This is a genomic window from Salipiger marinus, from assembly GCF_035481585.1.
GTDB classification, from domain to species: domain Bacteria; phylum Pseudomonadota; class Alphaproteobacteria; order Rhodobacterales; family Rhodobacteraceae; genus Salipiger; species Salipiger marinus.
This window is the reverse complement of sequence record NZ_JAYKSL010000001.1, coordinates 582,736-602,990: the sequence shown is the minus strand read 5'-3', so window position 1 is coordinate 602,990 and position 20,255 is coordinate 582,736. Positions and strand designations below refer to the sequence as shown.

Annotated in this window: 21 protein-coding genes; 5 read left to right on the top strand and 16 right to left on the bottom strand. The window is 68.1% G+C overall.

The window, feature by feature from the left end; genetic code table 11:
• Positions 1-20 precede the first annotated feature (20 nt).
• The 4 genes from VK682_RS02920 to VK682_RS02905 all read right to left on the bottom strand — a co-directional run bounded on the left by VK682_RS02920 (position 21) and on the right by VK682_RS02905 (position 2,840).
• Positions 21-938: a DMT family transporter gene (locus VK682_RS02920; RefSeq protein ID WP_089847750.1), complete on the bottom strand. Its 918-nt coding sequence runs from the start codon at positions 936-938 to the stop codon at positions 21-23.
• 56 nt (positions 939-994) lie between these two features.
• Complete coding sequence (locus tag VK682_RS02915; RefSeq protein WP_230795084.1) at positions 995-1,387, bottom strand: hypothetical protein; 393 nt, start codon at positions 1,385-1,387, stop codon at positions 995-997.
• A gap of 12 nt (positions 1,388-1,399) precedes the next feature.
• The gene (locus VK682_RS02910) at positions 1,400-2,176 is read right to left on the bottom strand and encodes a DUF6478 family protein (RefSeq protein WP_230795083.1); all 777 of its coding nucleotides are present in this window, start codon (positions 2,174-2,176) and stop codon (positions 1,400-1,402) included.
• A gap of 64 nt (positions 2,177-2,240) precedes the next feature.
• Positions 2,241-2,840: a dihydroxy-acid dehydratase gene (locus VK682_RS02905; protein ID WP_230795082.1), complete on the bottom strand. Its 600-nt coding sequence runs from the start codon at positions 2,838-2,840 to the stop codon at positions 2,241-2,243.
• Positions 2,841-3,048: 208 nt separating this feature from the next.
• Between VK682_RS02905 and VK682_RS02900 the strand changes: the two genes are divergently transcribed.
• The 3 genes from VK682_RS02900 (at position 3,049) to VK682_RS02890 (ending at position 6,222) form a co-directional block, all read left to right on the top strand.
• The gene (locus VK682_RS02900) at positions 3,049-3,915 is read left to right on the top strand and encodes a CPBP family intramembrane glutamic endopeptidase (protein WP_230795076.1); all 867 of its coding nucleotides are present in this window, start codon (positions 3,049-3,051) and stop codon (positions 3,913-3,915) included.
• A gap of 82 nt (positions 3,916-3,997) precedes the next feature.
• Complete coding sequence (gene accD / locus VK682_RS02895) at positions 3,998-4,948, top strand: acetyl-CoA carboxylase, carboxyltransferase subunit beta (RefSeq protein ID WP_089847740.1); 951 nt, start codon at positions 3,998-4,000, stop codon at positions 4,946-4,948.
• A gap of 35 nt (positions 4,949-4,983) precedes the next feature.
• Positions 4,984-6,222 carry a bifunctional folylpolyglutamate synthase/dihydrofolate synthase gene (locus VK682_RS02890; RefSeq protein WP_230795132.1) on the top strand — a complete coding sequence of 413 codons (1,239 nt, stop codon included), beginning with the start codon at positions 4,984-4,986 and terminating at the stop codon, positions 6,220-6,222.
• A 334-nt stretch (positions 6,223-6,556) separates the two neighbouring features.
• Here the strand turns inward: VK682_RS02890 and zapE are convergent, their stop codons facing one another.
• A complete protein-coding gene (gene zapE / locus VK682_RS02885; RefSeq protein WP_230795074.1) occupies positions 6,557-7,618 on the bottom strand; it encodes a cell division protein ZapE in 1,062 nt (353 codons plus the stop codon).
• Between the two features lie 137 nt (positions 7,619-7,755).
• Here zapE and VK682_RS02880 point away from each other — a divergent pair, with 137 nt between their 5' ends.
• On the top strand, positions 7,756-8,994 hold the full coding sequence (locus VK682_RS02880) for an MFS transporter (RefSeq protein ID WP_230795072.1): 1,239 nt from the start codon (positions 7,756-7,758) through the stop codon (positions 8,992-8,994).
• 55 nt (positions 8,995-9,049) lie between these two features.
• On the opposite strand, the gene VK682_RS02875 is transcribed toward VK682_RS02880, so the two are convergent.
• From VK682_RS02875 to VK682_RS02855, 5 genes are read right to left on the bottom strand one after another with little or no spacing between them, the layout of a single operon-like run.
• Positions 9,050-9,670, bottom strand: a complete 621-nt coding sequence (locus tag VK682_RS02875; RefSeq protein ID WP_230795070.1) for an HAD-IA family hydrolase — start codon at positions 9,668-9,670, stop codon at positions 9,050-9,052.
• Positions 9,671-9,673: 3 nt separating this feature from the next.
• Complete coding sequence (locus VK682_RS02870; RefSeq protein ID WP_089847733.1) at positions 9,674-10,120, bottom strand: YaiI/YqxD family protein; 447 nt, start codon at positions 10,118-10,120, stop codon at positions 9,674-9,676.
• A complete protein-coding gene (gene fghA / locus VK682_RS02865; RefSeq protein ID WP_230795068.1) occupies positions 10,117-10,947 on the bottom strand; it encodes an S-formylglutathione hydrolase in 831 nt (276 codons plus the stop codon). The genes VK682_RS02870 and fghA overlap by 4 nt, the downstream gene beginning before the upstream one ends.
• Positions 10,948-11,001: 54 nt before the next feature.
• Entirely contained in the window at positions 11,002-11,928 is a 927-nt protein-coding gene (locus tag VK682_RS02860) for an AEC family transporter (protein WP_230795067.1), read from the bottom strand.
• Between the two features lie 26 nt (positions 11,929-11,954).
• A complete protein-coding gene (locus VK682_RS02855) occupies positions 11,955-12,134 on the bottom strand; it encodes a zinc-finger domain-containing protein (protein WP_089847727.1) in 180 nt (59 codons plus the stop codon).
• Positions 12,135-12,209: 75 nt separating this feature from the next.
• Between VK682_RS02855 and VK682_RS02850 the strand changes: the two genes are divergently transcribed.
• Positions 12,210-13,136: an ABC transporter ATP-binding protein gene (locus tag VK682_RS02850; RefSeq protein WP_089847725.1), complete on the top strand. Its 927-nt coding sequence runs from the start codon at positions 12,210-12,212 to the stop codon at positions 13,134-13,136.
• 71 nt (positions 13,137-13,207) lie between these two features.
• Here VK682_RS02850 and VK682_RS02845 read toward each other — a convergent pair whose 3' ends face one another.
• From VK682_RS02845 to VK682_RS02820, 6 genes are all read right to left on the bottom strand, one after another.
• A complete protein-coding gene (locus VK682_RS02845; RefSeq protein ID WP_230795066.1) occupies positions 13,208-15,367 on the bottom strand; it encodes an esterase-like activity of phytase family protein in 2,160 nt (719 codons plus the stop codon).
• Between the two features lie 141 nt (positions 15,368-15,508).
• A complete protein-coding gene (locus tag VK682_RS02840) occupies positions 15,509-15,982 on the bottom strand; it encodes an Hsp20 family protein (protein ID WP_230795065.1) in 474 nt (157 codons plus the stop codon).
• Positions 15,983-16,120: 138 nt separating this feature from the next.
• The gene (locus VK682_RS02835) at positions 16,121-16,936 is read right to left on the bottom strand and encodes a trypsin-like serine peptidase (protein WP_230795059.1); all 816 of its coding nucleotides are present in this window, start codon (positions 16,934-16,936) and stop codon (positions 16,121-16,123) included.
• 5 nt (positions 16,937-16,941) lie between these two features.
• Positions 16,942-17,721 (bottom strand): trypsin-like serine peptidase, encoded by a 780-nt coding sequence (locus tag VK682_RS02830; RefSeq protein ID WP_230795131.1) that lies wholly within the window; start codon positions 17,719-17,721, stop codon positions 16,942-16,944.
• A 71-nt stretch (positions 17,722-17,792) separates the two neighbouring features.
• Positions 17,793-19,082 carry a glycolate oxidase subunit GlcF gene (gene glcF / locus VK682_RS02825; protein WP_230795057.1) on the bottom strand — a complete coding sequence of 430 codons (1,290 nt, stop codon included), beginning with the start codon at positions 19,080-19,082 and terminating at the stop codon, positions 17,793-17,795.
• 10 nt (positions 19,083-19,092) lie between these two features.
• A complete protein-coding gene (locus VK682_RS02820; RefSeq protein ID WP_230795056.1) occupies positions 19,093-20,187 on the bottom strand; it encodes an FAD-binding protein in 1,095 nt (364 codons plus the stop codon).
• Positions 20,188-20,255 lie beyond the last annotated feature (68 nt).

Here is a 20,255-nt window from a genome sequence, read left to right as displayed (position 1 = left end):
CCTCGACCGCGCCGCGGGGATCAGCCCTGCGGGGTCATCCCCTGCCGGGCCTTGAACGATTTCACCCCCAGCGCATGTTCGCGCAGGATGATGGCGACACCCGAGGCGATGACCACCGCCGATCCCACCAGCATCCACACCGTCGGCACGTCGGAAAACACCACATAGCCGATCAGGATCGCCACAAGGATCGACGCATAGTCGAAAGGCGCCAGCAGCGCCGCCTCGCCATGGCGGTAGCCTGCGGTCAGGCAGATCTGCGCCACCCCGCCGATCAGCCCCGACCCCACCAGCAGCGCCAGATCCGCAGGCCCCGGCATCACCCAGCCAAAGGGGATGGTCAGCAGCGACAGCAGCGTCGCGGTCAGCGAGAAATAGAACACGATGGCGGCGGTCTGTTCGGTCGCCACCATGCGGCGGATATGGATCTGCACCAGCGCCCGCAGCACCGCCGAGGCCATCATGAAGATCACCCCCCACAGCACCGCCCGGTTCACGTCCGACACGGTCAGAAGCGGCCACATCACGATGACCACGCCCACCAGCCCCATCAGAACCGCGCTCATGCGGAAAATCCGCACCTTTTCCCCCAGCAGCACGGCGGCAAAGATCACCGTCAGCAGCGGCCCGGCATAGCTCAGCGCGGTGACCTCGGGCAGCGGCAGCAGGCCCAGTGCGGCAAAGTTGAACCCCATGGCGCCCGCGCCCACGATGCCGCGCAGGAAATGCGCCGACACGCTTTTTACCCGCAGCCCGCTCGACAGCTCGCGCCGCCACAGGATCCAGACAAGGATCACCGGCATGGCAAAGAAAGAGCGGAAGAACACTGTCTGCCCGGTGGGCACCTCGTCCGAGGCGGCCTTGATCAGCGCCGACATCACGACAAACAGCACGACAGAGGCAAGTTTCAGCGCAATGCCGAGCAGGGGCGAGGGCATAAGAACTCCGGATGAGGCGACCGGCTCAGCTTGGACGCTGGCAGCGGGAAGGTCAATCAACCTGACCGGGTTTTACCGCTGTCCAGACAGTGCTGACGGAATGCCCGCTTGAGCAGGTCAAGCTCCGCCCGCAGCAGCGAGATCTCGGCGCGCAGGTCATCGTCCAGCGCCTCGCCCGCGATCAGGGCAAAGCTGTCCAGCCGCGCGCCGCTTTCCGCGTCGCGGATCACGAAGGTGCGGACCCCGTCCCCCACCGCCTCCACCGGCACCGGTACGTCCAGCGCCCAGCATCCCGGATCGGCGGTTTCGGTCAAGGTCACGCCGCGCAGCGGCACCTCTTCCAGCGTCACCACCACCTCCGGGGCGGAGGTGCCGCGCGCCTCCCCCACCAGCAGCCCCTGCCAGATCCCGTCGCGAAAGCGCGTCTTGGTCAGCGTGTAAGCGCTCATCCCGTCTCTCCGTCACAGCTCCGCCCGGGGGCGGCGGCAAAAGGTCAGATCGCGCAGGATCACCTGAGACATCTCCGGCCCCTCGAAGATCAGGTCCAGCCACAGGTGATCGACGCGCTTCTCGTTCAGCCGGGCATAGGCCAGATCGAATTCGACCCGCGCCCTGTCGCCCTGCAGGGGCAGTTCGCGCACGATCTGTTCGGTATTGGGACCGTGGCGGATGTTGAGCCGGGCGAGGATCTCCACCGGGCGCTCCATCTCCACCAGCGCCTCGACCCGCAGCAGATGCCGCCGCTTCAGCCCCTGCGCCGCCGCCTCGGGCAGATCAACGGCCAGCGACAGATAGGATCCCTCGAACCGGAACACCTCCAGCTTCAGGCCGCAGGCGGCAAGATCGGCATCCCGCGTGTTGCGGATCTGGCGCAGGACGATGTCGGCGCGCGGACAGTCGTGAAACAGCACCGTCCCTTCCGCCAGCCGTGCCGGAGAACGGGCCCGGCACAGGCCCTGCACCGGCAGCGGCCCGCACCACGGATCCGGACGCCACGCCCAGTCGGCATCCTGCGGGCGCGGAAAGGCCTGTGATCCGATCAGCGGCAGTGCCAGCCGCGCCTCGGCCACCTGCAGCAACCGGTCCAGCCGGGTTTTCAGACGCCGGGCGGCGGCCCGCTGGCGGCGCAGACGCGGCAGATCGGTCTCTGGCGCGGCCTCGGCGGCGCGACCCCAGCGCCGCAGCGCCACGGCGGTCATCACCCGATCCAGCCATCCGTCCCTGCTGCCTGCCGCCATGCCCTGTGGCTCCTCGCCTGCGCGCCCGCGCGCTGTCCTGTTGTCCCGGCCCGCCGGGGCCGGGTCAGTTCCCGGCGTCCGCCTCAGCCGGGGCGGCGCTGGCCGCGGCCATCCGGTCCTGCATCTGCAGCAGCATCTCGGCTCCGGCCTCCTCGGCCAGCGGGCTGCCCTCTGGCGCATAAAGCGCCAGCGCCACCAGACGCGATCCCTGCCGGTACACCGCCCGCCAGTAGCGCGGATCGCCCGCCTCCAGCACGGCATCGCCGCCGCTCGCCAGATGGGCCAGCGCCACGCCGTCCTGTTCCCTGCCGCCGATCAGCCGCTGGCCCGCCTGCGCCGCCATCACCCCCGGGCTGGGCAGGGCCGCCGTCGCCTGTCGTGGTCCAACCGTCACCGTCATCACGGCAGGCTCCACCATCGGGCCGGTCTCGCCATCGCTGAGAATGCGGCAGGAGGCGACCACGGCAAAGTTGCGTCCGGGCCGCCGCGCCAGTGTCACCGGATCCACGCAATAGCCTTCGGGGCCAATCGCCACCACATCGCCCGACACCAGCGCCGCCCGCGCCAGCGGCGCCGACCCGGCGCTGCCTCCGGCCACCGGGGCCACACAGCCCGACAGAACACCCGCGACGGCATATGCCGCAAAGCTCAGCCCATGGCGCATGACGCCTGTCCCCCCGCCCTGTATCTGCTCCCGTATCGGGATAGCGAAGCCCTTGACGTGGCACAAGAAAGAATACCCCCCAGCCGGGGCGGAGTTGACATCCCGGCACATTCGCGCCCTTCTGGCCGGTATGGGGCGGACATTTCCGGCATGCCAGCAGGCGCCGCAGCCTTCCCCCGGGACATGTTTTCAGCAGATCGCAGGGCATATGAGCTACCGGTCCTTCACCCTCCTGACCGCTGCCGCACGCCGCCCCGAGATCTGGCGGCTGGCGCTGGGGCTGCTGCTGGCGGTCGTGGTGACCTTTGGTCTGGCGCAGGTGCTGCTGGGTCTGCTGCTGCCCTTGGCGGGCACGGACAGCCTGAACGTGGACGACTCGCCGCTTGGCCTTCTGGTGCTGCTGCTCTCCATGGGGGCCATGGCGGCGGGGGCGGCGGTCAGCGCGCGGCTGCTGCACGGGCGCCCCTTCCTCAGCCTGATCGGCCCGCCCGGGCTGGCGCTGCGGCAGGGCCTGCGGGTGGCCGTGGCGCTGGCCCTGCTCAGCGCCGCCATCGTGCTGCTGCCGCCATGGCCGCTGTCGGCGGATCTGCAGCCGGGCCTGCCGCCCGTGACGTGGCTGGCGCTGCTGCCGCTGACGCTGCTGGCGCTTCTGGTGCAGACCGGCAGCGAAGAAATCCTGTTCCGCGGCTATCTGCAAAGCCAGCTTGCCGCGCGCCTGCCTTGGCCTGCGGTCTGGCTGGTGCTGCCTTCGGCGCTTTTTGCACTGGGTCACCACGCGCCCGCCATCTATGGCGCCAATGCGGGGCTGGTCACGCTCTGGGCCTTTGTCTTCGGGCTGGCCATGGCCGACCTGACGGCGCGCAGCGGCACGCTGGGACCTGCCATCGCCTTTCATTTCGTCAACAACTTCATGGCGATAGGCCTGATCGCCCCGCAGGGCGACATGGCGGGGCTCGCGCTGTATCTCTGGCCCTTCGACACCGGGGACACCAGCGCCATGCGCGCCATGCTGCTGCCGGATCTGATGACTCTGGGGCTGGGCTGGCTGGCCGCGCGGCTGGCCTTGCGGGTCTGAGCCTGCGCGCGCGATTGCATTTCCCCCGACCGCGGCTTAAGTCACCCGCAATCAAAGCCGCTCCGGGTAAGGGCCGCAACGCATGAACTGGATCACCAACTACGTCCGTCCGCGGATCAACTCGATCTTCTCGCGCCGCGAGATGCCAGAGAACCTGTGGACGAAATGTGACGCTTGCGGAACGATGCTGTTCCACCGCGAACTGACGGACAACCTTGGCGTCTGCACCAATTGCGGACACCATATGCACATCACGCCGCGCGCACGCTTCACCGCGCTGTTCGATGGCGGCATCTTCTCGGAAATCGACGTGCCGGAGCCGCTGGCCGATCCGCTGCATTTCCGCGACCAGAAGAAATACCCCGACCGGATGCGCACGGCGCAGAAAACCACCGGCGAAAAAGAGGCGATGCTGGTCGCCGCCGGGGAAATCGGACGCACCCCCATCATTGCCGCCGCGCAGGATTTTTCCTTCATGGGCGGGTCGATGGGCATGTATGTCGGCAATGCCATCATCAAGGCCGCCGAACAGGCGGTGAAATCCAAGCGCCCGCTGGTGCTGTTCTCCGCCGCCGGGGGCGCGCGGATGCAGGAGGGCATCCTGTCGCTGATGCAGATGCCGCGCACCACCGTGGCCGTGCAGATGCTGCGCGAGGCGGGGCTGCCCTATGTCGTGGTGCTGACCCATCCCACCACCGGCGGCGTCACCGCATCTTATGCCATGCTGGGCGATGTCCAGATCGCGGAGCCGGGCGCGCTGATCTGTTTCGCCGGACCGCGCGTCATCGAACAGACCATCCGCGAAAAGCTGCCCGAAGGCTTCCAGCGCGCCGAATACCTGCTGGAACATGGCATGCTGGACCGGGTGACCGACCGCCGCCGCCTGCGCGCCGAACTGGTGACGATCCTGCGCATGCTGATGGGCATGCCGCCGCCCGTCGCGGGCGACCTGCCCTCCCCCGAGTCGGAGGCTGCGGCAGAAGCGGTGCCCGCCCCTGCCGCCGCTCCCGCAAAGAAGAAGCCCGCCAAGTGAGCACCGCTGCCGGTTCGGATGTCCTCCTTGACCGGATGATGTCTCTGCATCCCAAGATCATCGACCTGACGCTGGACCGGGTGTGGCGCCTTCTGGCGGCGCTGGACCATCCCGAACGCGACCTTCCGCCGGTGATCCATCTGGCGGGCACCAACGGCAAGGGCAGCACGCAGGCGATGATCCGCGCCGGGCTGGAGGCGGCAGGCCAGAGCGTGCACGCCTATACCTCGCCGCATCTGGTGCGCTTTCACGAACGCATCCGCGTGGCCGGGGATCTGATCGACGAAGCAGCGCTGAGCGCCGCGCTGGATGAATGCTGGCACGCCAATGGCGGCGACCAGATCACCTATTTCGAGATCACCACCTGCGCCGCCTTTCTGGCCTTCGCGCGCACCCGCGCCGATGTCACGCTGCTGGAAACGGGGCTTGGCGGGCGGCTGGATGCAACGAACGTGGTGGAGACGCCCGCGCTGACCATCCTCACCCCCATCTCCTATGACCATCAGCAGTATCTGGGCGAGACCCTGACCGAGATCGCGGGCGAAAAGGCCGGGATCCTGAAACGCGGCGTGCCCTGCATCGTCGGCCCGCAGGATGGCGAGGCGCTGGAGGCGATCGAGGCGCGCGCCGCCCGTCTGGGTGCCCCGCTGCTGGCCTATGGCCAGCACTGGCATGTCTGGGAAGAACGCGGGCGGCTGGTCTATCAGGATGAAACCGGGCTGCTGGATCTGCCGCTGCCCAACCTGCCCGGCCCGCATCAGATCGCCAATGCCGGGGCGGCGCTCGCCGCGCTGCGCCATCTGGGCCATGACGAGGCCGCCTGCGAGGCGGCGGTGACCCGTGCCGACTGGCCCGCCCGGATGCAGCGCCTGCGCCGGGGCCCGCTGGCCAAGGCCGCGCCCGAGGCGGAACTGTGGCTGGATGGCGGGCACAACCCCGCCGCCGGAGAGGCGCTGGCCGATCTGCTGGAACACATGCCGCGCAGGCCCACCCACCTGATCTGCGGCATGCTCAACACCAAGGACGTGTCCGGCTACCTGCGCCCGCTGGCGCGGGTGGTGGACAGCCTCACCGCCGTGTCGATCCCCGACGCGCCCGCCACGCTCTCTGCCGACCAGACCGCCGAGGCGGGCAGCGCCGTGGGTCTGGCCAGCATCACCGCCCCCGATGTGTCCAGCGCGCTGGACACCATCATCGCGCGTGATCCTGCCGCGCGGGTGCTGATCTGCGGCTCGCTTTACCTTGCCGGGACCGTGCTGCGCGACAATGGCTGAAGGCCCGCGCCGCTAGTGCTGGTGATTCGCGCAATCCCGCCTGCCTCAGCTCGTGCCAGTAACTATATGTTGACTGATTCGCTGCGTCTCGCATAAGGTCAGCCCAAGGCCACGCGCAGATTGCACACCCGCTCGCGGCACCATCGGGGCAGATCACTCAGAAAAACAACACCGCGTCCGGACGCCGTCCGCGCGCATCTGTCCCGCACCGACAGAGTCCGGTCGCAGTGATGCGGAACCGGACACAGGATCAGGCAGAAGACCCAAAATCGAGCCACCTTGGAGGGCCCCTCGCGGGGCCCTTCCTTCTGTCAGCGCCTGCTCGGCGACAGGATCAGCCCGGCTCGCCCCAGCGCGCATCCTGCATTTCGCGCAGGCGGCTGGCGGTGCGTTCGAATTCAAACGCGCCGGTGCCTTCGACATACAGGCTTTCGGGCTCGTCCACGGCGCTGATGATGACCTTCACCTTCGCCTCGTACAGCGCGTCGACCAGCGTCACGAAGCGCTTCGCCTCGTTGAAGTTGCTGCGGCCCAGCCGGGGGATGTTCTCGATCACCAGCATCCGCACCGCCTCGGCCAGCGCCAGATAGTCGGCAGGCCCCAGCGGCTGGCCGCAGAGATCGTAGAACGACGCGCGCGCGATGCCGTTGGAATAGCGGGGCAGTTCCACCCGGCGGCCCTTGACGGTCAGCACCAGCGGCTCTTCGCGGCCTTGGGTCAGCTCCGACCACAGCGCGTCGATCTTCGCGCGCGAGGCATCGTTCACCGGCGTGAAATAGACCTGCGTGCCCTTCAGACGGTCCTGCCGATGATCCCGGTCAGAGGCCAGTTCGCGCACCACCAGCCGCTCCTTGATCAGCGCGATGAAGGGCAGGAACAGCTGCCGGTTCAGCCCGTCCTTGTAAAGATCGTCCGGCACCCGGTTCGAGGTGGTGACCACGACCGTTCCCGCATCGAACAGCTGCTGGAACAGCCGCCCCACCAGCATCGCATCGGCGATGTCGGTGATCTGCATCTCGTCAAAGGCCAGCACCTTGACCGCATCGCTGACGCGGCGGGCCATGGGGATCACCGGATCCTCCACGCCTTCGCCACGCAGGCGGTGCAGATCGGCCTGCATTTCCTGCATGAAGGCATGGAAATGCACCCGGCGCACCGGAACGGACAGGCTGTCGACAAACAGATCCATCAGCATGGATTTGCCGCGCCCCACCCCGCCCCAGAGGTACAGCCCCTTCGGCGGTTCGGGCGCACGGCGGAACAGCCCGCGCTTCACCGGCTTTGCCAGTTCGGCGCGGATGCGCTCCAGCTCGGGCAGGGTGTCTTCCTGCGCGGGGTCACGCGTCAGGCGGCCCTCGGCCACCCTTGCGTCGTAAAGGTCGGTCAGCGTGGTCATGTCCGCGCCATAGCGCGGCCCGGCGGCTTTGTGTAGAGCCCGCGCGCATCACGGAAGATGATCCCCGTCATCACCAAATCGGGATTGACCCCGTGACATCGCCCCGTAAGGCTGGCGCGCGAGCAGGAGTTCCCCGCATGACCAAACCCTCCATCTTCACGCCCGTCCTCGTGACCGGCTGTGTCATCATCCTGATTTCCTTCGCCGTGCGCGCCAGCTTCGGGGTGTTCCAGATCCCCATCGCCGAGGAATTCGGCTGGCCCCGCGCCGAGTTCAGCCTTGCCATCGCCATCCAGAACCTTGCCTGGGGCATCGGGCAGCCGCTGTTCGGGGCGCTGGCGGAACGTATCGGCGACCGGAAGGCCATCGTCATGGGAGCGCTGCTGTATGCGCTGGGGCTGGTGCTGTCGAGCTTTGCCGCCGATCCGTTCTCGATGCAGGCCTATGAGGTGCTGGTGGGCTTCGGCGTGGCAGGCACCGGCTTTGGCGTGATCCTTGCCGTGGTGGGCCGCGCCTCGTCCGAGGAGAACCGGTCCATGTCGCTGGCCATCGCCACGGCGGCGGGCAGCGCCGGGCAGGTCTTCGGCGCGCCGGTGGCCGAGGCCCTGCTGGGCATCATGCCGTGGCAGTCGGTGTTTCTGGTCTTTGCCGTGGCGATCCTTGCCATGCTGCTGGCGCTGCCGATGATGCGCGCGCCCGCCCCGGCCAGCCGGGCGGAGCTGGAAGAAAGCATGGGCACCATCCTGACCCGCGCCTTCCGCGATCCGTCCTTTGCGCTGATCTTTCTGGGGTTCTTCTCCTGCGGCTACCAGCTTGCCTTCGTCACCGCGCATTTCCCCGCCTTTGTCGAGGAAATGTGCGGCCCCATCGATCCGGGCGGGATGCTGCATGCCGTGGGCATCACCACCACCTCGGCGCTTGGCGCGTGGTCCATCGCGCTGATCGGGGTGGCGAATGTGGCGGGCACGCTGATGGCGGGCTGGGCGGGCAAACGCTGGCAGCGCAAATACCTGCTGGCGGGCATCTACACCGCGCGGACCATCGTGGCGGGCACCTTCATCCTGATGCCGATCACCCCCACCTCGGTGATCCTGTTTTCGCTGCTGATGGGCTCGCTGTGGCTGGCCACCGTGCCGCTGACCTCGGGGCTGGTCGCGCATCTTTACGGGCTGCGCTACATGGGCACGCTTTATGGCGTGGTGTTCTTCAGCCACCAGTTGGGCGGGTTCCTTGGCGTGTGGCTGGGCGGGCGGATGTATGACATCTACGGCAATTACACGCTGGTCTGGTGGATCGGCGTCGGTGTCGGCGCGCTGAGCGCCATCGTCCACCTGCCGATCCGGGAAAACCGCACGCCCGTGCCGCAGGCGGCCTGAGCGACAGGCGGCGCGGCCTTGGCCGCGCCCGCCAGCGTGACAGAGGCGGCGCGGCTCAGGCCGCGGCGCGTGCGGGCAGCAGCCCGTGACCGATCAGGCAATCCTCCCAGCCCTCCGGACCCCGGAACGGATGCACCTGCCAGCCGCGCGCGGCGGCGGTGGCGATGTTGTCGTCGCGGTCATCGGTGAACAGCAGGCTTTCCGGCGGCAGGCCGCAGTCGCGCTCCACCTGCTCGAAAATCTCGTGCCCCGGCTTGATGACTTTCATATGGCCCGACACATAGCGGCGGTCGAATTCGGTCAGGAAAGGATAGGCCGGTTCGGCCAGATCAAAGGTGCCGATGCCGAAATTGGTCAGCGCAAAGACCGGCACGCCCCGCGCCCGCAGCCGCCGCAGCAGCGCCACCGATCCGGGGATTTCCGGGGTTGCCAGATCCAGCCAGTTGTCGTGCCAGTGGCGGATATGCTCCGCCCAGTCGGGATAAAGCTCGGCAGTGGCATAGACCACCTCGCGGAAATCCTCGCCCCGGTCGATGCGGTCGTTCATCGCGTGCAGATCCACCTCGGCGAACAGCGCGCGGCGGCGGTCCTCCCCCAGCACGCGGTCGAAATACCGCTCCGGCGCCCATTCGATCAGCACGTTGCCGATGTCGAAAACCACAGCCCTGATGGACATGCCCTAGCCTTTTGCTGCGCGGATCTCGCGTTCCAGTGCATCCAGAAACCGCGACCGGTCCGCCTTGGTAAAGCCCTTGCCGCTGCCCGCGCGGAACGGGTCCGCCGCGCGCAGGTCGGCCATCAGATCGCGCATGGCAAGCTGCGCGCCGATATTGCCCTGATCCAGCCGTGACCCGTCGGGGCGCAGCACCCGCGCGCCGCCTTCGACGCAGCGCGCGGCCAGCGGGATGTCGTTGGTCACCACCACATCGCCCGCGCCCGCCCGGTCGGCGATCCACTTGTCGGCCTCGTCCGGCCCGGCGGACACGGTGACCATCTGCACCAGCGGGTTGCGCGAGGGGCGCAGCCCGCCATTCGACACCAGCACCATGGTCCAGCCGTGACGGGTGGCCACGCGTTCGGCCTCGTCCTTGACCGGGCAGGCATCGGCGTCGATGTAAAGCGTCACGCCCGCAGCGCCTCGGCGTGGAAGTCGATGTGATCCCGCATGAAGGAGGCCACGAAGAAATAGCTGTGGTCATAGCCTGCCTGCATGCGGAAGGTCGCAGGCTGGCGCCGCGCCGCGATGGCATGGGCCAGCGCCTCGGGCTTCAACAGATCCAGAAACTGGTCCTGCGCGCCCTGATCCACCAGCAGCGGCCCGGCAAAGCCGCGTTCCGTCATCAGCAGCGTGGAATCATGGGCCTCCCATGCGGCGCTGTCCTCGCCCAGATAGGCGCCAAGCTGCTTGCGGCCCCAGTCGCTCTGCGTCGGGTTGGCGATGGGGGCAAAGGCCGAGACCGAACGGAAGCGGTCCGGCAGGGTCAGCGCCAGCGTCAGCGCGCCATGCCCGCCCATGGAATGGCCGGTGATGCTTTGCCGGTCCATGTCCAGCGGGAATTCGGCGGCCAGCAGCGCGGGCAGGTCCGTGGCGATGTAATCCCACATGCGGAAATGCGGCGCCCAGGGATCCTGCGTGGCATTGACGTAAAAGCCCGCGCCCTGCCCCAGATCATAGGCTTCGTCATCGGCCACGCCCGGCCCGCGCGGCGAGGTGTCGGGGAACACCACCGCCACGCCTGCCGCTGCGGCCCAAGCCTGCGCCCCGGCCTTGGTCATGGCGTTGTCATGGGTGCAGGTCAGGCCCGACAGATACCACAGCACCGGCACCTTGCCCGTCTGCGCCTGCGGCGGCAGATACAGGCCAAAGGTCATGTCACAGGCGCAGGACTCCGACCTGTGGGTATAGACGCCCTGAACGCCCCCGAAGCTGCGGTTTTCCGATTTGGTCAACATGGCCGATCCTCCGTTTGCGGACATGGCTACCGCGCCGCGCCCGCAGCGGCAAGCCTAGGGCGCCACCCATGCGATCACCGCGCTGACCGTCAGGATGCTGGCCGCCGTCGAGATCAGGATGGAGGCCGACACCCGCTGCGGCGCGATGCCGTAATGCTGCGCAAGGATGAAGATGTTGCCCGCCACCGGCAGCGACGCGGCAGAGACCACCACCGCCGCCTGAAAGCCGCTGACCGGGATCAGCCAGAACGCCGCCAGCGCCACAAAGGCGGGATGCAGCACCAGCTTGCAGAAGCTGAGCCAGCCCGCCACCTCCAGCCGTTCCGCGCTTTTGGTGGCGAGCGACGCGCCGATGGCAAAGAGCGCGCCGGGGGTCGCGGCATTGCCCAGCAGGGTCAGGAAGTCATTGGCGACCGCAGGCAGGGTCAGCCCGCTGGCCGACACCGCCAGCCCCGCCAGAACCGATACGATCATGGGGTTCTTGACCAGCCCCAGCGCCACGGTGCGCAGCGTGCCGGGCGACAGCCGCCCGTCGCGCGACCCGGTGACAAGGATCACCAGCAGCGAAGAGAACACGATGAGGTCGATGGACAGCACAAGGATGATCGGCGCCACCGCCGCCTGCCCCAGCAGCACCGCCAGCATCGGCACGCCCAGAAAGCCGGTATTGCCGATGGCGGCGCATTGCGCCTCGATCGCGGTGGTGGCCACGTCCTGCCGCCGCCACAGCCCGGCGGCGGTGGCAATGGCATAGACCGCCGCCGTGCCGGTCAGATAGGCCAGCGCCAGCTGCGGGTCGAAAATCTCGGCGATGGACAGGTTCGCGGAGAAGCGGAACAGCATCGCCGACAGCGCGAAGTAAAAGACAAAGCGCGTCAGCGCGGCACTGGCCGCCTCTGAAAAGAACCGCATCCGGGCCGCGCCATAGCCCAGCCCGATCACCGCAAAAAACGGCAGGGTTTTCAGAAGGACGGCAAGCACCGCTCCGGCTCAGGGCTGCCGGAGGGTCAGACCTTGCCCTCGAAATCGCGGTGGACGTATTTCGCGTCGCAATAGGGGCATTCCACGAAGCCCGTCTGCTGCGGGATGGTCAGCCAGACCCTTGGATGGCCAAGCGCGCCCTCGCCGCCATCGCAGGCGATGCGGTGGCTGTCGACGATTTTGGTCTCGGGTGCCTCGGTGGCCATTGGTCCGGTTCCCTTTTTGCTGTCGGTGCACTACCTGCGTTATGAGACAAGTGGCAGACAGGAGCAAGGCTCGGCATGACGCAGGATGCGATCCGGATCGAGGGTCTGCGCAAGACCTATGCAGGCGGGAAACAGGCGCTGAAGGGCATTGACCTTGCCGTGCCCGAAGGGTCGATCTTTGGCCTGCTGGGGCCCAATGGCGCGGGAAAATCGACGCTGATCAACATTCTGGCCGGGCTGGTGTTGAAAACGGCGGGCAAGGTCACGATCTGGGGCTGGGATCAGGACCGCAACCCGCGCCAGTCCCGCGCCGCCATCGGGGTCATGCCGCAGGAGCTGAACCTTGACCCGTTCTTCCCGCCGCGCGCCGCGCTGGAGGTGCAGGCGGGGCTTTATGGCGTGCCGAAAAAGGACCGGCGCACCGAAGAGATCCTCGAGATGATCGGGCTGTCCGACAAGGCCGAAGCCTATGCCCGCACCCTGTCGGGGGGCATGCGGCGCAGGCTTCTGCTGGGCAAGGCGCTGGTCCACCAGCCGCATATCCTTGTGCTGGACGAACCCACCGCCGGGGTGGACATCGAACTGCGGCAGATGCTGTGGCGCAACGTGCGCCGTCTCAATCAGGAGACGGGCATGACCATCATCCTGACCACGCATTACCTCGAAGAGGCCGAACAGATGTGCGACGAGATCGCCATCATCAACCATGGCGAGGTGGTGGCACGCGACAGCACCGCCAACCTGCTGGGCCAGCTTGACGCCAAGACCATGGTGATCACGCCCGAAAGTGATCCCGTCACCCTGCCGCAGGGCCCCGGCATCACCGCCGAACGGCGCGAGGGCGGGCTGATCGCGCTCAGCTACCGGGCGCGGGAAACCTCTGCCGAACAGGTGCTGCAGCTGATCCACACGCAGGGCATCCGGCTGCGCGACGTGCGCACCGAACAGGCGGATCTGGAGGATGTGTTTCTGGAACTGACCCGCAGCACCCCCGCCGCCTGATCCGCCCGTCCCCGGAACGGCAAACGCCGCGCGGGTTCCCGCGCGGCGTTCCTGTCTCTATCAGGTCCGGATCAGTCCTGCGTGAAGCTCCAGAGGAACGTCTCGCCCGAGCTGTCATCGGTGCCGTCATTGTCGGTGGACACCCAGAAGGTGCCGTCTGCGGTGATGGCCAGACCTTCGACCTTGTCGACCACATAGCCGCCCCAGCCTTTCAGGTCGGGGATCAGGTCGCGCACTTCGGTCTTGGTCACCACGGGCAGCTCGCTGCCGGGGGCGGCGGGCACCATTTCAGCGGCGGGCACGCTGTAGATCTTCTTGATCTTGGCGGCATCGCCGATCTGGTTGTCGCGTTCCACGACATAGACCTGATCGCCATGGGCGACGATGTCCGACAGACCGACCCAGCCGGTTTCCGCAGTGGCGATGGGGTAATGCACGGCGCCCCATTCTTCGGACTCGAGGTTGTAGGAGATCAGCTTGACATGGCCCGCCGGGTCATTGCCCCATTCGCGCTGCACGGCCATCCACAGCGTGCCGTCCAGCAGGGTGATGCCTTCGAAGCCGAACCGCTTCTGACCTTCCAGCAGCGCTTCGGGCAGGCCGATCTCTTTCTCGATCTCGCCCTCGGCATTCACGTGATAGATGGCATGCGGCACCAGCTTGGCCGCATCGCCTTCGGAGGCGATCCAGAAACCGCCTTCGCCATCGGTGGTGATGCCTTCCATGTCCAGCTTCTGCGCCGGATGGCCGCCCCGGGTCACCGGCAGCGCCTTGGTGATGCGCGCGGGCTTTTCCGACACGTCGATGGTGAAGATGGTGGGCTGATAGGCAAAGAAGCTGTCATTGACGGCGTAAAGCATGCCGTCCTCGCCCGCGACCATGCCGGAATTGGCCCCCCAGCCGATCAGCTCGTCCGCCCCTTCGGAGGTGATAGTCGGATAGGCCGGCGCGCCGTCCTGCAGTTCGTAGATCATGACATGGGCGCGCACGCCGCCGTCTTCCACCAGATCCACCTCGTTGGCGGTGGCGACCAGCCCCCGCTCCGGGATGGCGATGGCGCCTTCCGGGGAAATGCCCGAGGGCAGCATCTGCTTCAGCACCGGCGCTGCAGGGTCGGTCATGTCATAGACCCCGACCACCGAGGCGCGTTCCGCCAGCAGGAACATGTAAGGCACGCCGTCAAAGGTGCCCAGTTCCATGCCTTCGGGTTCCACGCCCTTGGCATCCGACCGCTTGTCCGGATAGTGGCCGACCATGGCCACGGCATGTTCGAACGACGCACCGGATTCGTGAACCAGCGTGCCGTCTTTCTTGAACACGGTGAAGCCGCGCGCGCCGCCATCCATGTCGCCTTCATTGGCGATGACCAGCGTGTCGCTGTCGATCCACTGCACCGCGTCGGGCTCGCGCGGGCGGGCGTCCTGACTGTCGGTGAAGGTGATCGCGCCACGCTCGTCGGTGGTGTCGATCTCGGTCAGATCCACCGCCCCGGCGGAGAAATGGCTCTGCACTTCGCCGGCCTTGTTCAGCACGACGATGTGGTTGTTTTCCTGCAGCGTGACGACGATCTCGCCCGCCTCGTTCACGTCGACGAATTCGGGCTCGGGATCTTCGGGCGCCACCTCGGCAAGACCGGTCACATCCGCCTTCACCAGACTGTCGCAGACCGCCAGACCGTCGACCACGTCAAGGATCGCCACATAGCCTGCGGGCATCTGCGGCACGCGGCCATCGCCCGCGTCCTCGTCCCGCTCGTTTTCGATGGCCACGGCGACAAAGCTGCCATCCTTGGCCAGAGCCGAGGAATCGGGCTGACCGCCCAGATCGCATTCCTGCGCGATCTCGCCGGAGACCGCATCCAGCACCACCAGCTTGCCCGAGGGGTTGGTGAAGCTTTCCGAGGTGTTCACGCCGACAAAGGCATGGTTGCCCAGCACGGTGACCGAGGTGGGCTCGCCGTCCACCGCCACATTGCCAAGCGGCTTGGGCGCTGCGGCGTCACTGATGTCGATGCGACCGACCACGCCCAGCGGGCTGTCGGTATAGACCAGCACCATGCCATCTTCGGTGGCAGAGATGATCTCGGCGGAGCTGGTGCGCGCCTTGTCCTCGCCTTCGGCCATGTTCAGCGGCGTGGCGAAGCTGGCAATGCGGTTGAAGCTGGTATCGGCCAGCGCGGCCCCGGCGGAAAGCGCCAGAACCGACGTCAGGCACAGCGTGCGGATGGGCATGGAACGGATCCCCCTGTGTTGTCCGGTTCCTGCCATGCGCCGCTGACGTAACGTCCGCATGATGTCTTCATGACAGACACATGACAGCAAAAAGCCCCGGCGCTTCCGCCGGGGCCAGCCTGTGCCAAAGGGCGCGCGGAATCAGTTCACCGTCTGCGCGTCCAGCAGGTCTTTCTGCGTCTGCACGTCCTCCGCGCGGGCGATGGCGATGCGCCGGGGCTTCAGCGCCTCGGGGATCTCGCGCTTCAGGTCGATATGCAGCATGCCGTTTTCGTGGCTGGCGCCCGTCACGCGCACATGATCGGCCAGCGTGAAGCGGCGTTCAAAGGCGCGGGTGGCGATGCCGCGGTGCAGGAAGCTGCGGCCTTCGTCAGCCTCGGACTTGCGGGCCGACACGACAAGCGCGTGCTCTTTCACCTCGACCGACAGATCGGCCTCGGCAAAACCTGCCACGGCGATGGAGATGCGGTAGGCATCATCGGCGGTCTTTTCGATGTTGTAGGGGGGATAGCTGGGCTGGGCCACGTCGCTGGCCAGCACCCGGTCCATCAGGTCGGCGATCTGGTCAAAGCCGACGGTTGCGCGATAAAGCGGCGCAAGATCGAAGTGTCGCATGGGAATCCTCCGTAAAGCGATACCGTAAGTGCGGCGCCTTCCCTTGGGGGACAGGCGTCTGGATCACCGGAGCCCTGTCGCAGGCACCCCGGTGCAGTTTAGGTGGGAAGCCGCCCCGCCGCTGTCAAGAACCCCGCCTCAGGGCTGCGGCACCCGCACGAACCGCGCCGCCATGCCGCCGCGCCCGTCACCCACGCTGACGCGGCGCGCCCCTGCGCTGACCGGGGTCTGCGCCTCTGTCCCGCGCAGCCGCGCCGACAGATCCGCCACCAGCGCGGGCAGGCTTGGCCCCATCGCATGCCCCGTGCCCTGCCCCGGATCGCTCGCCACCGAGATCACCGACAGGATGCGCAGCCGCCCCGCCTCGCGCACAAAGACCGGCGCCCCCGACGATCCCCAAGTCACGCTGCAGTCGAATTCCAGAATTCCGACCGCATACCGGCCCGTCATGGCGCAGGCGGGCTGACGCGACAGCACCTCCTCGCGCCCGCGACCATAGGACAGCAGGCTGACCGCCGTGCCTTCGGGGGGCGTGTCATGGATGCGGAACGGATCGGCCTCGGCCACGCTGACCGGCGCCTCCAGCTTCAGCAGCGCCACGTCATGGGCGATGGCCTCCGCCCCCAGCCTCTGCCCCGGCTGCTGCACATAGCCGGAGGGCGCCACCCAGTGCCGCACCCGCTGCGCCACGATCTGCGTGCCGCGATGATAGCCCGCGCGGAACACCATGCCTGCGGCGGGCAGCGGCGCGCCGGTGGTGCGGTCATGCACGCAATGCGCGGCGGTCAGCACCACATCCCGCGCGATCAGCGCGCCGGTGCAGAACCCGCCGGGCAGATCAAGCCGCCCCACCGCCTCCCAGCCCAGCAGGTCGCCGCGCTGGTCCAGCACGTCCAGCCGCGCGCCCTGCGCCATGGCCGCGCCGCCCGCAACCGCCAGCAGCAGCGCCGCCACATATGTCAGGGCCGCACGAATTTTGCCCCCGTCTCCCGCCGGTTTCCGGCGACCAGCGGGCGGAACACCGGCGTCTCGGCGGCGATGGCCTCGCGCAGCGGCACCAGCGCCGCCGCCACCGGCGCACCCAGCGACACCGGCCTACCCCCCGCCTCGGCCTTGGCGGAAATGATCGACACGATGCGCGGCTGCCCCCCGGCAAAGGAAAACACCGGCGCGCCGGAACTGCCGAAATCCACCGAACAGGACAGCACCAGCATGTCCTGCTGCCGGTCCATCACATCGCACATCTCCTGCAGCGAGGGCGCCTCGGACCGGTCGCGGGCATAGGACACCACGCCCAGCTCGTCGCCATGATCGGGCATCGGCCCCAGCGCAAAAGGGGTGATCGTGGTGTTGCGCACCGCATGCTGCAGCCGCAGCAGCGCCACATCCTGCCGCACCCGCTCCGGCCCGGCGGGGGCTGTAAAATCATAGCCCGGCAGTGGCACCGCGCTGCGCACCCGGCGATAGGCCGCCGCCCGCCCGTTGCGCCAGCCCGCCAGAAACTGGATCTCCGACACCGGCACCCGCGCGCCGCTTTCCGCGTCAAACAGGCAATGCGCGGCGGTCAGCACCAGATCCGGCGCGATCAGCGCCCCGGTGCAGAAGGCCTTGCCGCCGATCTCGATCCGGCCAACCGCTTCCCAGCCGCGCCCGTCCTCCCGGCTCGACATGGAAAACAGCCCGCTGTCCTGCGCCCCTGCGGACGCAGCCAGCAGACACAGCACCAGCGCGGCGAGCATCTTCACAGGGGACAGTCTCCTTTGTCTTGCGTACAGACTGCCACCCTGATTTGTCGAAAATTGGGCACAGATCAGAGATCGGCCAACGCAGGCGGCACCGGCCCGCCGGTCGCCCAGTCCAAGAGCTGCACCGTATGCACCACCGGCACGCCGGTGCCCGACCCGATCTGCATCATGCAGCCGATATTGCCCGCCGCGATCACCTGCGGCGCCTTCGCCTCCAGCGTCGCGACCTTGCGCCGCTTCAGCTCGCCGGAAATCTCGGGCTGCATCAGGTTGTAGGTGCCCGCGCTGCCGCAGCACAGATGCGGATCGGCGGGCTCCACCACCTCGAATCCGGCACGTTTCAGCAGATCCTTGGGCGCGGTCTTCACCTTCTGCCCGTGCTGCAGCGAACAGGCGGCGTGATAGACCACGCGCAGCCCTTTCGGCGCGCCTTCGGGCAGGCCCAGCTTCACCAGCAGTTCCGACACGTCCAGCGCCCGGGCCGAGATTTCCGCCGCCTCCGCCGCCAGCGGCCCGCTGCGGAACATATGGCCGTAATCCTTGACCGTGGTGCCGCAGCCAGAGGTGTTGATGACGATGGCCTCCAGCCCCTCGCCCCGGATTTCGGCCATCCACGCGTGGATGTTCGCCGCCGCCGAGCCATGCGCCTCGGCCTCGCGGCCCATGTGATGGGTCAGCGCCCCGCAGCAGCCCGCGCCCTTGGCCACCACCACCTCGCAGCCCAGCCGGGTCAGCAGCCGGATCGTGGCATCGTTGATGTCGGTATCAAGCGCCTTCTGCGCGCAGCCGGTCATCAGCGCGACGCGCATCCGCCGCGGCCCTGCGGGGGCAAAGCTCTGCGGATCGTCATTGCGGCTGACCGGCGGAATCCGCGCGGGCACCATGTCCAGCATCGCGCGCAGCCGCGCATCGGGCATCAGCCCGCGCAGGGGCCGCCCCAGCTTCGCCGCCGCCAGCGCCAGCCGGAAGCGCATCGGATGCGGCAGGATCCGCGCCAGCAGCCAGCGCAGCGCCCGGTCCGGCCACGGCCTGCGATAGCGTTCCTCGATATAGGCGCGGGCATGGTCCACCAGATGCATGTAATGCACCCCCGACGGACAGGTGGTCATGCAGGCCAGACAGGACAGGCAGCGGTCGATATGGGTGACGGTCTTTTCATCCGGCACCCGCTCGTTTTCCAGCATGTCCTTGATCAGGTAGATGCGCCCGCGCGGGCTGTCCAGCTCGTCGCCCAGCACCTGATAGGTGGGACAGGTGGCGGTGCAGAATCCGCAATGCACGCAGGACCGCAGGATCTGGTTGGCCCGCGCCGTGCCCGGATCGGCAAGCTGCGCCTCGGTGAACTTGGTCTGCATCGGCGCTCCTTCAGGATGTCATCAGGCCGGGATTGAGGATGCCGCGCGGATCGAACCGCTGCCGCAGCCCGGCGGACAGCGCCGCCACCGGCGCCGGTTCGGGATGAAAGGCGGCACAGCCCCCGCCCCGCAGCAGCGTGGCATGGCCGCGAAACACCCCCAGCCGGGCGCGCGCATCCACGCCCTCGGGCAGCAGCGCCCAGACGAGCCCGCCGCCCCAGTCGTAAAGCAGCGCCTCCGCCCCCAGCCGCGCGGCCAGCGCCGGCGCCTCCGAGGGCGTGACCGACAGCCGCCAGACCGCCCCCGCCCGCCCGTGAAACGGCGCCACGTCGCGCAGGCCGGGCCACGGCCCTTCGCCTTCGACCACCTCCGCCGCAACATCGGCAAAAAGCGCGCGCAGCCGCTCCATGCGATAGGCCACCGACCGCGCGAAGCCTTCGATGCGCAGATAGCTGCGCGGCCCGTCCCCGGCCCCCGGATCATGCGCCGCCCCGGTCACCTCATAGGGCGAGCCCAGCCCCCGCGCCAGCGCCGCCACCGCAGCCCGGTCGTCAAGCCCGTGCAGCACCAGCGTGGCACTGACCTCGGGACGCGGCAGCACCTTCAGGCTGACCTCGCTCAGCACGCCCAAGGTGCCGCAGGCGCCCGCCATCAGCTTGACCAGATCATAGCCGGTGACGTTCTTCATCACCCGCCCGCCATTGCGCACCACCTGCCCGCGGCCATCGACAAAGCGCACCCCCAGCAGGAAATCCCGGCAGGCCCCCGCCGCGATCCGCCGCGGGCCCGAGCCATTGGCCGCCACCACGCCGCCCAGCGTGCTGTCGCCGCCGCGTCCCAGCAGCCCGCGCAGATCCGGCGGCTCAAACGCCAGCCGCTGCCCCTCCGCCGCCAGCGCCGCCTCCACCTCGGCCAGAGGCGTGCCCGCCCGCGCCACCAGCGTCAGCGCCCCCGGCTCATAAAGCGTGATGCCCGCAAGCCCACCCGTCTCCAGCACGGTGCCCGCAACCGCGCCCACCCCGCGCGTGCCGCCGCCCCGGATCAGAAGCGGCCCCTCGGCCCCGGCAATCTCTGCGGCCAGCTCGGCCTCGCTCTCAGGTCTCATGGTCCCGCTCTTCATCTTGCCCGATAAACTCCGGGGGAGTCCGCGGCACGCGGACGGGGGCAGAGCCC